The organism is Microcoleus sp. OTE_8_concoct_300 (assembly GCF_031383065.1).
Taxonomy (GTDB): Bacteria; Cyanobacteriota; Cyanobacteriia; order Cyanobacteriales; family Microcoleaceae; genus Microcoleus.
Genome location: NZ_JANMZH010000876.1, coordinates 1 through 15752, shown reverse-complemented (window position 1 = coordinate 15752; position 15752 = coordinate 1). Strand labels below are relative to the sequence as shown.

At 49.6% G+C, this 15752-nt stretch carries 10 protein-coding genes and 2 pseudogenes; 10 read left to right on the top strand and 2 right to left on the bottom strand.

Annotated elements, in window-relative coordinates:
* Window positions 1-373: 373 nt before the first annotated feature.
* From ACUVJL_RS38255 to ACUVJL_RS38210, 10 genes and pseudogenes are all read left to right on the top strand, one after another.
* Window positions 374-478: pseudogene (locus tag ACUVJL_RS38255) on the top strand (transposase); the annotation flags it as partial.
* Window positions 479-903: 425 nt separating this feature from the next.
* The gene (locus ACUVJL_RS38250) at window positions 904-2901 is read left to right on the top strand and encodes a S8 family peptidase (protein ID WP_445250579.1); all 1998 of its coding nucleotides are present in this window, start codon (window positions 904-906) and stop codon (window positions 2899-2901) included.
* A gap of 96 nt (window positions 2902-2997) precedes the next feature.
* Window positions 2998-3249: a cyanobactin biosynthesis system PatB/AcyB/McaB family protein gene (locus ACUVJL_RS38245; RefSeq protein WP_445250578.1), complete on the top strand. Its 252-nt coding sequence runs from the start codon at window positions 2998-3000 to the stop codon at window positions 3247-3249.
* A 46-nt stretch (window positions 3250-3295) separates the two neighbouring features.
* Window positions 3296-4036, top strand: a complete 741-nt coding sequence (locus ACUVJL_RS38240) for a cyanobactin biosynthesis PatC/TenC/TruC family protein (protein WP_445250577.1) — start codon at window positions 3296-3298, stop codon at window positions 4034-4036.
* 49 nt (window positions 4037-4085) lie between these two features.
* Entirely contained in the window at window positions 4086-6419 is a 2334-nt protein-coding gene (locus tag ACUVJL_RS38235; RefSeq protein ID WP_445250576.1) for a TOMM precursor leader peptide-binding protein, read from the top strand.
* Between the two features lie 135 nt (window positions 6420-6554).
* Window positions 6555-6836 (top strand): DUF5837 family cyanobactin class RiPP, encoded by a 282-nt coding sequence (locus tag ACUVJL_RS38230; protein WP_445250575.1) that lies wholly within the window; start codon window positions 6555-6557, stop codon window positions 6834-6836.
* A gap of 434 nt (window positions 6837-7270) precedes the next feature.
* The gene (locus ACUVJL_RS38225; protein ID WP_445250574.1) at window positions 7271-8197 is read left to right on the top strand and encodes a LynF/TruF/PatF family peptide O-prenyltransferase; all 927 of its coding nucleotides are present in this window, start codon (window positions 7271-7273) and stop codon (window positions 8195-8197) included.
* A 76-nt stretch (window positions 8198-8273) separates the two neighbouring features.
* Window positions 8274-9200, top strand: a complete 927-nt coding sequence (locus ACUVJL_RS38220; protein WP_445250573.1) for a LynF/TruF/PatF family peptide O-prenyltransferase — start codon at window positions 8274-8276, stop codon at window positions 9198-9200.
* Window positions 9201-9402: 202 nt separating this feature from the next.
* Window positions 9403-13365, top strand: coding sequence for a PatA/PatG family cyanobactin maturation protease (locus ACUVJL_RS38215; protein ID WP_445250572.1), 3963 nt, complete (start codon window positions 9403-9405; stop codon window positions 13363-13365).
* 515 nt (window positions 13366-13880) lie between these two features.
* Window positions 13881-14678 (top strand): DUF5829 family protein, encoded by a 798-nt coding sequence (locus ACUVJL_RS38210; protein WP_445250571.1) that lies wholly within the window; start codon window positions 13881-13883, stop codon window positions 14676-14678.
* A gap of 539 nt (window positions 14679-15217) precedes the next feature.
* Here the strand turns inward: ACUVJL_RS38210 and ACUVJL_RS38205 are convergent.
* Entirely contained in the window at window positions 15218-15385 is a 168-nt protein-coding gene (locus tag ACUVJL_RS38205; RefSeq protein ID WP_445250570.1) for a hypothetical protein, read from the bottom strand.
* 126 nt (window positions 15386-15511) lie between these two features.
* Window positions 15512-15696: pseudogene (locus ACUVJL_RS38200) on the bottom strand (cysteine peptidase family C39 domain-containing protein); the annotation flags it as partial.
* Window positions 15697-15752 lie beyond the last annotated feature (56 nt).

Below are 15752 nucleotides of genomic sequence, written 5' to 3'. Positions count from 1 at the left end.
CAATTTTTTATGAGGCTGCATAGAATCCGATCCCCCCTAGCCCCCCTTAATAAGGGGGGGACAAGATTCCGATCAAAGTCCCCCTTCTTAAGGGGGATTTAGGGGGATCGAGATATGTGCAACTTCACATTAAATTGGTATAACCTGAGATGTTGCACCATTCTCAATAAGCTTTTATGAACAGGCAAGATGCCTGTTCCACAAGAAAATTCACTCTTTGTGGAACAGGCATCTTGCCTGTTCTTGAGAATGGTGCAAGATGTGAGTTAACGGAACTTTAACAAAATATGATATCGAGCTCGGGGAAGGGCTAGGGCGTGTTTACTTGCCTCGTTCTATTTTATATTGGGGCGATCTCCGGCAGGTGTATTTCTGCCAAAATCCCCGCAACATTAAACAGCACAACGTCTTCAAAGGGATTGCAGCCAGAGGAAAGACTTTTGTACATTGGTTTTTTGGCTTCAAACTCCATCTGGTTTGCCATGATGTTAAGTAGTGTTAAGTTTCCTTGGAAAAAGCAAATTCTCTCAAAGTCCCACGGGTTAAAGAATACAGCCCCTCAAGGGGGAGTTCCGGAAAAAAAACTTTGTTACCCCCCTTGCGTAAAGAATGTTCAGTATGTTTATATATTTTCAACGCAAAAGTATAGCGCTACACAATCCGCAGCTAGCCCACTTAGACGAGTGATCCTCGGTTATCCTAAGTTCGCTCAGAGGGCTATGAGATTGTGCAGCACTCTAACTAATCCCTCGGTTTCAAGTAACTGCCAGGATAAAAAAATTTCCTGAGTAAAATTCAAGCAGCCTGCGTATCATTACCTTGCTTTCAAGGTGAAAAAGCAGGTATCAATCAATAGGTGTAAAAAAAATACTCTATGCTGATTAGTGTTTGGAATACGTTTAAATGCTAGATACATTAAGTACGGTGTCCCAGGGAGATAGTAGTATTTGTATCGCCGTTTTGGATGGTCCTGTTGATCAAAATCATCCTTGCTTCCAAGGCGCCGACTTAACGTATCTTCCCACCTTGGTTAAAGCGGAGGCCCAGATCGGTGGCAATATGTCCGCCCACGGAACCCACGTTGCCAGCATTATCTTTGGGCAACCGGGCAGTCCGGTGCAGGGGATAGCTCCCAAATGTAAGGGAATAATTGTCCCAGTCTTCGCCGACGATCGCCTCAAAACTTCCCAGCTAGATTTGGCTAGGGGGATTGAGCAAGCAGTCAATGCCGGCGCCCACGTGATCAACCTCAGTGGGGGTCAACTGACCGACTATGGCGAGGCCGATGGCTGGTTAAAGAATGCCGTTCGTCTGTGCCGAGAGAACAACGTCTTGCTCGTCGCTGCAGCTGGCAACAATAGTTGCGATTGCTTGCACGTACCCGCTGCCTTGCCTGCGGTGCTAGCGGTCGGGGCGATGGATGCTAATGGCAAACCCCTGGACTTTAGCAACTGGGGCGAAGCCTACAAAGACCAAGGCATCCTTGCCCCTGGCAAGGACATCCTGGGAGCTAAACCCGGTGGTGGCACCGACCGCCTGAGTGGTACGAGCTTCGCGACTCCGATTGTCTCAGGTGTAGCAGCCGTGCTGCTGAGTCTTCAGCGGGAGCAGGGAGAAACCCCCGACCCCCACAAGATTCGTCAAATATTGTTGCAGAGTGCCTTACCCTGCGACCCTGACTTGCCAGAAGAAACCCGTCGGTGTCTCGCGGGCAGACTGAACATCTCAGGAGCCATAACGTTATTAAAAAAAGGAGGAAATATGGCTGAGAATTTCGCATCAGTGGGTGCATCAGAAGTAGAAGCTGCAGGCTGCGGTTGTGATGGCGGCTTAACCAACGCCAGTGAAGCGATGGCTAATCAAGGACAACCGGCTCCTAGCTTGGTTGCTGCTGCCACCAAGCCAGGAGCCGCTGAGGCTTTCGCTAGCAACACCCCCAACTTGCACAACTTGATGCAATCGTCTCCTACATCTGTAACCCAACAACCACAAATGATGCCCAACTTAACTGCTAACTCCGTCACCGCCAGCCAAGCCCCCAGCGAACTTCCGGCTCTCGGTCAGATTGTTTATGCCCTAGGAACCCTCGGCTATGACTTCGGGACCGAAGCCCGCCGGGACTCGTTCAAGCAACTGATGCCGCCGTTTGACATAGGGGGAGGGGTGATGGTGCCAGCGAACCCCTACGACGCGCGACAGATGGTGGACTACCTGGACGACAATATTTCTGAGGCGCGATCGCTCATTTGGACGCTTAACATTGAACTGACACCCGTCTATGCGATCGACCCCACCGGTCCCTTCGGTGCCGAGTCCTACCGCGCTCTCCACGAACTGCTATCCGGTCAAATCCAACCCGAAAACAATGCCGAATACGTGGAGCGCGTCAGCATCCCCGGCATCTTGACCGGGCGCAAAGTCAAGCTCTTCTCCGGTCAAGTTATCCCGGTGGTTGAACCCCAAAGCACCCGCGGCATCTACGGTTGGAAAGTCAACAACTTGGTCAGCGCGGCGATGGACGCGGTACAAGCTGAAGACGGCACTGCTGACGAAGGTCGCATCCGCAACACCTTAGATGGCTTCCTCAACCGCATCTACTACGACCTCCGCAACTTAGGAACCACCTCCCAAGACCGCGCCCTCAACTTCTCCGTCACCAACGCCTTCCAAGCAGCCCAAACCTTCAGCGAAGCGGTTGCCGATGGCATGGAACTCGACAGCATTACTGTTGAGAAAAGTCCCTTCTGTCGCATGGATAGCGACTGCTGGGATGTGAAGTTGAAGTTCTTCGACCCTGAAAACAACCGCCGTGCTAAGAAGATTTTCCGCTTCACCATAGATGTCAGCGATCTGATTCCGGTCACATTGGGCGAAGTTCGTTCTTGGTCTTCACCGTATTAAAGGGCAATATAATAGGAGTGAGAGTGCCACAACAAAATGCACTCTCGCCAAGACATCTAGATTTGTTTACCCTATCGATACGGAGAATCCTGAACCATGCGACTTCCTCTATTGTCTCCCCCCGTCAAACGGCCTCATTTCGTCCAGCCTGCGCTGTGCGTGAATGTGGAAGATGGTCTTACCGACGATTTGGTGCATATTCGGATGGATCTGCTGCATGGCGCCAACTATAACGATCCTTCAGCCTATGCCAACCGCAGTTTCAACCAAGTGATGCACTCTAGTGCCAGCCAGAGTGCAGCCAGCCAGGGCTGGGGCGGCTTTGGCGGCATGGGACGATTTTATTAACGGGCCGCTAATCTCGATGCCTCAGCAAACTATGCCTCAGTAAACCATGCCTCAGCAAACTGAAACCCTATGGCAAATTGGTCAAGCTGGTAAAGGAGCTCAGGAGTTTTCGCAGGTAGGCGGCTGGCAAGAGGAATTTACTTACGTTGTTGGGTCAGATCCAGACCCGATTAACCAGCCCCAGATGCCATCGTTGCTCGTGGTTCCAGGTCGCAAGACCAAACCACAGAGCAAAGGAAAGCAGCTTTTTTCCACCGACAAACTGAATATCCAATTCACCCTTGCCCAAAGCTACAGCACAGGCGAACTTACGCTCTTTTACAACTTTTTTGGCTCTCAAGTTGACACCCTCTTGGTTGATGGTGATCCAGTGACCGAACTCGTCGGGGTCGGGTCAGGCAAGCCAACCAAAGCCCTGATTCCCTTGCCAGCCCTCAGCGCTGGGCAACATACCCTGACCCTGACCACCGAGCGTGGGTTGGGAGATGGGGCACACCGGATCGACTACCTCAAGCTAGAGGGGGTTGTGGCTCCCCAGCAACCGCAAACTCTCCCAACTCTCCAAACACCCCAAGAAACTAAGGAAACTAAGGAAACTATGGCTAATGAAGAAACAGCAATAACACCCTTGGAAGTCTCCTCCACCCAAGAACCGAAAAAGTCTTACGTGCCTGATTCCCAGACCGGGCTGCACGATTATGCCTTCTGGTGCGACTACGCCAAGAAGCAAGCCAAGGAGTCACAGAAACACCCTCACACCTTCCGCCGGGGCCGCATCTGGTCCTAATCCCTAGCCTGTCTTGTTATCGTCCACTTAATGACTGACTGTTCGCTCTATGCAATCCACCACACTGCTCCAAATTAAGCCGCACTTTCATGTCGAGGCGATCGAGCCAAACCAAGTCTACCTCCTTGCTGAACAGAGCAACTACGCCCTCAGCGGGCAACTCTACTGCCAAATCGTGCCTCTGCTGAATGGGCAACACACCCGGGAGCAGATTGTCGAAAAATTTGATGGGGCAGTCCCAGCGGAACACATTGACTATGTGCTCGATCGCCTCGCAGAGAAAGGCTACCTCACCGAGGCAGCCCCGGAACTATCCTCGGAAGTGGCGGCATTTTGGAGCGAGCTAGGGATTGCACCCCCTGTGGCGGCCGAGGGGCTACAGCAGCCGGTCACCCTGACAACGGTGGGCGATAACATCAGTGAAGTAACCCTTGCTGCCCTCGCAACTGCCCTGCGGGACATGGGCATTCCGGTGCAAAACCCCACAGACGCGGATTCCTCAGTGGCGCTCAACATCGTTTTGACGGATGACTATTTGCAGCCGGAACTAGCCACCATCAACAAGCAGGCTCTGGAGCGCCAACAAACTTGGCTGCTCGTCAAGCCTGTGGGCAGTGTCCTCTGGTTGGGCCCGGTGTTTGTTCCCGGAAAGACAGGCTGCTGGAGCTGTCTTGCCCATCGGCTACGGGGCAACCGCGAAGTTGAGTCGTCGGTATTGCGGCAAAAACAAGCCCAGCAAGAGCGCAATGGTCAGAACGGGCGTGTAGTAGGCTGCTTGCCCACAGCACGGGCGACGCTGCCTTCGACCCTACAAATGGGGTTACAGTTCGCCGCCACCGAGATAGCCAAGTGGATTGTCAAGCAACACGTCAATGCCACTGCGCCGGGAACGGCACGCTTCCCCACCCTGGACGGCAAGATTATCACCTTCAACCAGACAATTCTGGACTTGAAAAGCCATATCTTGATTAAGCGGCCGCAATGTCCGACCTGTGGGGACTCGGGAATTTTGCACCGGCGAGGGTTTGAACCGCTGAAGCTAGAATCGCGCCGCAAGCAGTTCACCCACGATGGTGGCCACCGTGCCACCACCCCAGAGCAGACCTTGCAGAAATACCAGCACTTGATCAGCCCCGTAACGGGAGTGGTAACGGAACTGGTGCGGGTCTCTGACCCAACTAATCCCTTGGTACATACCTACCGGGCGGGGCATAGCTTAGGCAGCGCCACCTCCCTGCGGGGACTACGCAATACTCTGCGCCACAAGAGTTCTGGCAAAGGCAAGACCGATAGCCAATCCCGGGCGAGTGGTTTCTGTGAGGCAGTGGAACGCTATTCGGGCATCTTTCAGGGGGACGAACCTCGTAAACGCGCAACCCTGGCGGAACTGGGAGACTTGGCGATTCATCCAGAACAGTGTTTGTACTTTAGCGATGAGCAGTATGCCAATCGGGAAGCTCTGAACGCTCAGGGTACAGAGGCAGCCTATCGCTGGATTCCCCATCGGTTTGATGCAAGTCAAGCGATTGACTGGACTCCGGTGTGGTCGTTGACCGCGCAGACGCAGAAATATCTACCCACAGGCTATTGCTACTACAACTACCCTATGCCGGAAGCTTATCGCTTCTGTAAGGCCGACTCCAACGGTAACGCAGCGGGCAACACCCTGGAAGAGGCAATATTGCAAGGGTTCATGGAACTGGTGGAGCGTGACAGTGTAGCTTTGTGGTGGTACAACCGCCTCAGCCGTCCGGGAGTGGACTTGACCAGCTTTGATGAGCCGTATTTTGTCCAGTTGCAGCAGTTCTACCGGGAACTGAACCGGGAACTATGGGTGCTGGATTTGACAGCGGATCTGGGGATTCCGGCGTTTGTCGGCGTATCGTATCGCACGGTGGGAAGTTCAGAGCGGATAATTGTTGGTTTTGGGGCACACCTCGACCCGAAGATTGCGATTCTTCGCACCCTCACAGAAGTAAACCAAATTGGGCTGGAACTCGACAAAATTCCCGACGAGCAGCTCAAGGGTGAGTCGAAAGACTGGCTGCTAGGAGTGACTCGAGAAAGTCATCCTTGTTTAGTCCCAGATGCCTCGCAGCCGCTGAAGACCGCCAATGATTACCCGAAGCGCTGGAGTGATGACATCTATACAGATGTGATGACCTGTGTGGGGATTGCCCAAGCAGCAGGTTTAGAAACGCTGATCCTAGACCAGACGCGACCGGACATTGGCTTGAATGTGGTCAAAGTGATTATACCGGGAACGCGAGGTTTATGGTTGCGGTTAGGACCAGGGCGGCTCTATGACGTGCCGGTAAAGCTGGGGTGGCGAACCGTGCCCCTACCTGAGGCAGAGATGAACCCCATGACGATACCGTTTTAAGTCTTTTTAAAGTTTGCGGACGACGGGCTTCGCTACATACCAGATGTCGTCCTAATAAGCTTCTTTCCAAGGAAGAAGAGGATTGACCCACCTCAACGGGTCAACAAACCAAACAACCAATTGAGGAAATTACTCATGGATAAGAAGAACATTCTCCCCCAACCAGGCAAACCCGTGATGCGGAGCACCACTGGTAAACTCCCCAGCTACTTGGCTGAACTCTCTGAGGAAGCTCTCGGTGGTAATGGTGTGGGAGCATCTGCCTCTACCTGCTTGTGCTCCTTCGATGGTGCAGAAGCATCTGCCTCTACCTGCTTGTGCGCCTACGATGGTGCAGGAGCATCTGCCACTTTCTGTGCGTGTGCTTACGATGGTGCAGAAGCATCTGCCTCTACCTGCTTGTGCGGCTACGAATAAGCATATATAGCTTAGCTCACTTTAGTGGCACGACGGTTAACCTCCAGTTGCCATTGCAGTGATTTCCTAAGCTGTGCATCGTTGACGAGGTTAAAGATGTCGAGTTCCGATCAAAACTTTACTTTATCCTGAGTTTGGTTAGCTTTATCCATCTACCTCGTCTTCTTCTAAGTCCTTGGGCTTATCACAAGGCAATCCCTACTCTTTGTTAGAGTTAGAGGTTGTTTGAAGATTCGTTGGCTGTGATTTTTGGCACTTGATCGATCCTCCCTAACCCCCCTATTTAAAGGGGGTTAGGAGGATTTAAAACGATGTAAAACTTTGTACTACCGACAAAAAGACTTTTCAAACATCCTGTCAGGCACTCTATTGAGATTAGCGACGAAAATGATAATGATGCCATCTACCTTACTAAGATGATGACCCTAAGTTCTATGCTTCAACATAATCATCTCAAAGACCGCCGTCTTCAGTTTATCCGAACCCATCAAGAAGCTTTTGATGTTGAGCCAAGCTTTCCTCTCCCTCTTTTTGAAGAGGCTATTCTTGAGATAGAAGGTTCTTGTTATGTTGAATCCTCTTGTCAAGTTGAAGGGAGCCGATTGCTAGCAGGGCGTTATGAGGTTTGTAAATATCCTGGAAAGACTTGGCCAGAATCGGCCACTCATACGTTTAAGTTCTTAGATAAAATCGAGAATCGGTTGGGTGTACGTATTAATCGTGACTCGTTTGAGCAGTTTGCAGCAGCACATATTGGCTCCCACAAAATCATAAACAACTCTATTGGTATTCACTTGGGTTCAAAGCTAGAAGAGTCCAGTGTGGTACTGTATGTCCATATCGAAGACAAGGAAGATCCTGAAGAATTAGCAAGGACAGCGATCGCTCTCGATGGCGGTCACTATTCAGATGAATTAACACAGGTTTTGATTAGAGATACTTGGGCAATTGGCTTTAAACTTTTCTTGGATGGTCGTAGTCGCGTCGATCTATGTCCTTCTGCTTCAGCACAGCCGGGAGCATTAGGAATTAGAGGAAAGTATCTTACACCCTACATACAAAAATATTGCTCACAGAAAGTGAATTCCATTTTCAGGGGATCTTCTCTCCTTATGGCATGCTTCTCTAAAGCCTATGCAACGCCAGTTTTATGGTTTTACTTCACAAACATCAAAGACATACCAAAATATTTTATATTTAACAGCTTAGGTGAGAGGATATATGATTTTTGTCAAAGTCAAAGTTGCATCACAGGTACTGCTGTGGCTGTTACACAGCCAGAGTTAGAGAACAGTCGATTAGAAAATTTTTGTTTTTACTACGATCAACGTGACGGATGTCAACCGCATCCGGGACTTTGAGTTTTCTTGAAAATGACTCTAATATTCCGCAATTTCCCTTTACTATCAACCTCAAAGAATCGCGTCCTGAAACTCTATGCTTCAAAATAATCGTCTCAAAGACCGCCGTCTTCAGTTTATCCGAACTCATCAAGAGGCTTTTGATGTTGAGCCAAGCTTTCCTCTCCCTCTTTTTGAAGAGGCTATTCTTGAGATAGAAGGTTCCTGTGCTGTTGAATCCTCTTGCAAAGTTGAAGGCAGCCGACTGCTAGCAGGGCGTTTTGAGGTTGGTAACGCTATAAAAAAAACTTGGCCGGCATCGGTAACTCATACGTTTAAGTTCTTAGATAAAATCGAGAATCGGTTGGGTGTACGTATAAATCGTGCTTCGTTTGAGCAGTTTGCAGCAGCACATATTGGCTCCCACAAAATTATCGATAACACTATTGGGATTCACTTGGGTTCAAAGCTAGAAAATTCTAGTGTGATGCTGTATGTCCATCTCGACAAGGATGAAGATTCTGAAGATTTAGCAAGGACAGCGATCGCTCTTGATGGTGGTCACTACTCAGATGAATTAACACAGGTTCTGATTAGAGATACGATGCTCATCGGTTTTGAACTTTTCTTTGATGGTCGTAGTCATCTAGAGCTATGTCCTGTTGCTCCAGCACAGCCGGGAGCATTAGGAAACAGAGGAAAGTATCTTACACCCTACATACAAAAATACTTTTCACAAAAAGTGAATTACATTTTCAGAGGATCTTATTGCCTCACGGTCTGCTTCTCTAAAGCCTATGCAACGCCAGTCTTATGGTTTTACTTCCACAACATCAAGGACATACCAAAATATTTTATATTTAATAGCTTAGGTGAGAGGATATATGATTTTTGTCAAAGTCAAAGTTGTCTCCTAGATGTTTCTGTGGCTGTTACAGAGCAAGAGTTACAGAACAGTCGATTAGAAAATTTTTGTTTCTACTACGATCAATTTGACGAATGTCAACCGCATCCGGGATTTTGATTTTTATTGAAAATGACTCTGATGACAAGATCGAAACTTAGAAGAACAGATGGATTTCAGGGTGGTGATTTTGTTAGAATAAAACAGGAATATGAAATTTCCCAATTCTAAAAATCAAATAAGATTCCATTTCTGATAATTTCACGCATCGCTATTGCCATTGACTCACTTGCCCAATCATCGTTTCCCATTATCCATCGCTATGAGCCATCACCCCTTCGCTGTTTCCCTTAACCCTTTTGTCCAACTGACAAGCACCGAAGACTACTACACCCTGCAATCTGCAGAATCTGATCCCACCGCTTTGCTTACCCTGGCCACCACACCCGGAATCGGTATGGCTCTCGATCGTCTCAAGGCAGGCAACACCACCCCCGAATCACTTGTGGAAGGGTTAGCCGAACTCGATGGTCGGGCAGTTGGGGAACAGTTCGCCCTGATGCTACAACAATTCGATGAGCGGGGTTGGTTGAGTTACGCTGTGTTGCCGCTGGCAGTAGCAATTCCGATGGTGGAATCAGCCAAATTGGATCTAACCGAATCCTACTCGACACAAACCCGTGTCGCCCTCTCTCGCTTTGCCTATCAGCATTCCTATGAAGGCACAATGGTGCTGGAGTCACCCCTCTCGAAGTTTAGAGTCAAACTCCTCGACTGGCGAGCAAGTGCGATCCTAGCCCAGCTTGCCCAGCCCCAACCCCTATCGACACTTACACCACCGCCCTACCTGGGACCAGAAACCGCCTATCAGTTCCTCAATCTGCTGTGGGCAGCAGGGTTTCTGACGGCTGACCCCGAAACCCCCTCGCTCCAGCTTTGGGACTTTCATAACCTGCTGTTTCACAGCCGCAGCCGCGACGGTCGCCATGACTATCCAACAACAGATGAAAAGCGCTGCGTTGACCAGTGGTCAGATTTCCCGGTGGTGAAGCCGCCCATGAGCGAACGGATTGTGCCGCTGCCGCGTCCGAACCTGGGAGCATTGAGGTATAACGATGCCACGCTCACGAAAGCGATCGAAGCACGAAAATCGGTTCGAGAATATGACGATAACCATCCGATGTCGATCGAGCAACTAAGCGAACTACTGTATCGCACCGCCCGTGTTAAGGAATTACTTAGCACAGAAGAGTGGTATGGTAAGAATTGGCGAGAAATACTAGATTTTAAAGCAGATATTGATTATGGCGAGTTGAGCCGTCGCCCCTATCCCGTTGGCGGATCAATGTATGAATTAGAAATTTATCCAGTGGTACGGCTTTGTCAAGGCTTGCACCAAGGAGTGTATCACTACGACCCGCTGAATCACCAGCTAGAGCAGATAGTCCAATCGGAGGATGATATCTTCGCTACATCAGGTTATGAACTTCTCAGTAAAGTGCGCACACAAGTTCTATTGGTGATTACGGCACGGTTCGGTCGGCTATTTCGTCGCTATCGCTCTACCGCTTATTCGTTGATACTTAAGCATGTTGGAGTGCTACAGCAAAACTTTTACTTGGTGGCAACCAATATGGGTCTGGCTCCCTGTGCGTTGGGCAAGGGGGATAGCGATGCTTTTGGTCGGGTGACGGGTCTAGACTATGTGGAAGAGTCGGCTGTCGGAGAATTTGCGCTCGGGTCATTGCCCAATCGCAGTGTTGAAGCAAGTGGGCTAGAGTCGAGTGAGGTTGATGAAACACAAGAGCCTGGTGAGGCAAATATCTCAATAGGTGAGACTGAATTGGGTGGAGTTGATGTTGAGCCTGAGTCTGCTGAACCTGAGCCTAGTGAAACAGCAGTATTGGGAAATCAGCTTGAACCATTTTGGTTAATGGCAGAAACTCAGCGGACTCAAGCTGGGGAAATTTCGGAAAATATCTCGGCGCAAGTTGAGGAAAATGGGGCTGAGGCTGTTGAGTTAGAGGCTTCAGATGGGCTAACCGAGACTATAGACTCATCAAGTCCCGCTGCGGAATCTGTTGAATTATCTGCGTTAACCCAATCAACCTCTGAACCAACAGCGTCAGAGGTTGGGGATAGCGAGGTGGAATCAGATATTGTTGAGGCTGAAATGGACTCAGCGGCGGTTTCAGCCAGTGCAGTTGAGAGTTCTGCGTCCCAAATATCGCTGGCACTGCATCCCCACGACCTCGACGATCGCGTCCCCGGACTCGCTGAACTCCACAACCAAACCCTCGGCGACCCCCGCATCACGATTGTAATTATAGACGGCGACCCCGATCACACATTGTCCTGCTTTGCCGGAGCTCAAGTCTCCAAGATTTTTCCCTACTGGCACGAACCAGCAGATCCAATCAGCCCAGAAGATTACGCCGCCTTCCAAGCAATCCGGGACAAGGGGCTCAAGGGTAAAGAGAAAGAAGATGCGATCGACGCTGCCTTACCAGAAAATGTCAAGACGCGGGTTGAAATCAACGACCATGCCTGCCACGTCACCAGTACAATCGTCGGTCAAGAGCACAGCCCTGTTTTCGGCGTGGCTCCCAACTGCCGGGTAATCAATATGCCCCACGATGCCTTGGTAACCTATGACGATATGCTGTCTCCCCTCAACTTAGCCCGTGCCTTCGAGTTAGCCTTAGAGTTGGGTGCAAATATTATCCACTGTGCTTTTTGTCGCCCCACCCAAACCAGTGAAGGGGAAGAGATCCTTGTTCAAGCGATTAAGAAATGTCAAGACAATAATATCTTGATCGTCACGCCAGTAGGGAACAATTCAAACGAAAGCTGGTGTCTGCCTGCCGTGCTGCCGGGAACTTTGGCAGTGGGATCTGCAAAAGTCGATGGTACGCCGTCCCACTTTAGTAATTGGGGGGGCAACAACACACAAGAAGGTATCCTCGCTCCAGGGGAAGATGTCTTGGGAGCGCAACCCTGTACCGAAAGACCTGTGCGCCAGACAGGAAGCAGCATGGCAGCTCCCGTGATGACGGGTATTTCTGCGCTACTAATGAGTCTGCAACTGCAAGAGGGTAAACCCGTCGATGCCGAAGCCGTCCGAATAGCACTGCTCAATACTGCGATTCCCTGCGACCCAGAAAAACCAGAACGCTGTCTGCGAGGTTTTGTCAATATCCCAGGCGCAATGAGGGTGCTGTTTGGGCAACCCTCCCTCACCATTTCCTTCGCGGGCGATCGAGTGATCCGCACTGAACGGGCAGGCTATGCCGCCCCCGTCGCCAGTCATGCCCCCCCCAGTAGCCAAGAGGTTGTTGCCAGTGCAGCGATGCCTGCTGTCTTGCCCGCCACTGCTGCCGAGGAACCCGTCACCGCCGCCGCGACTCCCGCAGACACAGGCACTGTCGAAGCCAGCACCGCCTTCTCTGGCAACGTTTACGCCCTAGGGACGATCGGCTACGACTTTGGAGATGAAACCCGCCGCGACTCTTTCCAACAACAGATGGCTCCCGCCGAAGTAAACGGCATCATGGTGCCGGCAGACCCCTACGATGCTCGCCAGATGGTCGAGCACCTCGATCGCAATCCAGATGAAGGCCGTTCCCTGATCTGGACCTTGAACCTCGATGGAGACACGATATATGCCGTAGAGTCACCGGACGGCGAGGTCTACGAGATGTTTGTGCTGATGTTGGCGGGGCAACTCGAGCCAGAAGCCAGCGATGAATTTGTCGAGCGGGTCAGCATACCCGCCCGACGCACCAACCGCACGGTGGAACTCTCCTCCGGTGAAGTTGTGCCTGTAGTGACGATACCTTACCCGCGGGGAATGTACGGCTGGAAAGTCAATACCCTGGTGAACGCGGCGATGGCGGCAATCTCTCGTCAGGTGGACGAAGCCCAAGCACCCCTCGTGCGACAGGCTCTGACAGCCTTCCTCAACCGAGTCTACAACGATCTTCGCAATGTGGGGCAGACTTCGCGCGATCGGGCCCTCAACTTCGCTGCCACTAACATATTCCAAGCCGCTGTGACCTTTGCTCGGGCGATCGTCGAGGGTCGGCAACTCGACACCATTAACGTCGAAAAAAGCCCGTTCTGTCGCATCAACAGTGACTGTTGGGATGTCAAGCTTGAGTTCTACGATCCAGACAATAATCGTCGGGGGCGCAAAGTTTTCCGCTTTACCCTTGATGTGGTGCTTCTGATGCCGGTGACTTTGGGTGAAGTGAGGAGTTGGTCACTCCCTAGTAAAGAGAGTTGAACTCACATCTTGCACCATTGTTAAGAACGGGCAAGATGCCCGTTCCACAATAAAATTGAGTTTTGTGGAACGGGCATCTTGCCCGTTCCTAAACAGGTAGTTGATAATGGTGCAAGATATCAGTTGAACGCACCGGTGACGGACTCACGCCACAATAGTCGGTATGGCGTGAGCTTCTGGGCAATTCCAGAATTTCCTTCAACTCCGATATTGCACCATTCTCAATTAGCCTTTCATGGGCGGGCGGGACGCCCACCCCACAAGAAAACTCACTCTTTGTGGAACAGGCATCTTGCCTGTTCTTGAGAATTGTGCGCCCACCCCACAAGAAAACTCACTCTTTGTGGAACAGGCATCTTGCCTGTTCTTGAGAATGGTGCAATATCTCAGTTCAAGGTACTCGTAATTTTAGGAATAATCCTAATACCTTGGCGCGACTTAAGTTAAAGAGTTTTTATGAACAGGCATCTTGTCTGTTCCACAATTTGTATTACTAAAGCTCAAGAAGTAAAAACATGGGAATAGAATTTAACCATTTATATGTTACTCTCGACACAGAAACGCTAGAGTCAATAGCCAAATCAGAGTTCATTAGCCAAGAATTCTGCACAATATCCAGAGATACCGTAGAAACTGATACAGAGAGTTGGGCGGGAACTTATCTCAGGGGAAAACATAGCTATCTTGAGCTTTTTGCTCCCGGGGGTGCAGAAGGGTTTAGGGAAGGTTTTTCGGGTATAGGTTTCAATAGTAAACAAGCAGGACAGATTCATATTGTAGAAGAAAAGCTAAAATCCTTAGTAGCCCAAGAAACGTTTTCTAGTTTGCAAGTTCGTCAAACCGAAGAGGGAAAAGTGTCCTGGTTTAATTATTTGGCGCTCAAATCTGAGAGAGAAGCCTTCTGTCCGTGGTTGATGGAATTTCATCAGGATTATTTAGACTATAAAAACATCAAGCTTACCAGTGCTGGTTGCTTTGACCGTGCTGCTTATCTGAAAAACCTTGCTACTTCCGAAACTTCTTTATTTGACGACATTTCAGAAGTTCATCTGGAATTGACTTTAGCCGAACACGAGGAACTAGCATTACTACTTCGAGTCTTTGGCTATGACTCATCTTGCGTAGGAGATATTACTACCTATCGTTCTCATGGTTTTACTTTACAAGTATCTCAGAAAGTTGCTCCCAGTTATCGAATTCGCAAGGTTTTTTGCACGATGAAGGCTCAAGCTCATCAGGAAAGAAAGTTCACTTTCGGTGATAATGCACAGTTAAATGTGGGTGGAGAGTTGGCAATTTGGCAGTTTGGATAACTGATCTCGGTTTATAGATTAGTTTCGATCGAGGTTAATTCCATTTCAGCCAATTAGTTAGGTAGACTGAAAACTTCAAAAAATATCTGAATTTGAAAGAAATTTTCAAATTTTAAAACCATAAGTCAGAACCATTTCAGGCGACCCCGAAAGTTCTGAAATTTATGCTGTAGGACTTACGCAATGGATAGAACAAAGCACCCATAAACTTATGGGTGCTTTATTAATTCATATCAATTCCGGCAGTCACGCCGGAATGATATCAAATCCGGTCGAGCAACCGCGATTTTTGTAGGGGCCAGTGAGCCAACAATACCTGCCAATAATTGACCATCTCAAAAACCCGCCCCGACCGGGATATTATCGTTAATCGATCGGACATGATATGATATCAAATCCTTGCTTCAAAAGTCGGGCGTAAAGTCGAATCCCGAGGCCAACAAATAATTCGTGCAATTTTCATTTTTTTGACCCGCCCGTCAACTGTCAACTGTCAACTGTCAACTGTCAACATCATTCCGGTGTAACCGGAAATGATATTACCAGTAGCGGTACACTACTCTGAAGGAGCCGTCGCAATTCCGGCGGTATACGACGTGACGCGTCGGACGGTAACAGTTTCGCTTGGAATAGTGACCGCCGTTGACGCTAGCTGATTCTTCAGGGGTGAGTTCAGCAAACAGTGAATCGTCCTTTATTTCTTTCATGATTTGACTCCGTTTAAGTTAATAAAAGTGAAGGAAAACTAGAAATATTATTTAATTTCTAGAACCTCGTTTAAATACTGACAAATACTTCGGGTAGTGCTGTGCCATCTCCGGAATATTACGGACTTGTTTCAAGCCCAGTAAAGTCGTCCCTTGCTGGCCCGTACCGACCAATTCTCGCAAGCGGCTAATTGTAAAATTCTGTCCGTAAAATTTGGCGATCGAAGCCAGACAAGCCGCGCCGCAATCTTCTTCGCTCTGCTGGAAACCTGATATTTCATCAACCTGCTTACTTGTCCGAAGAAAGGCATTTCTCGGATAAAAGGAATAGACCTCTTGCAAAAATAAATAGGACGGGCTCTTCGGC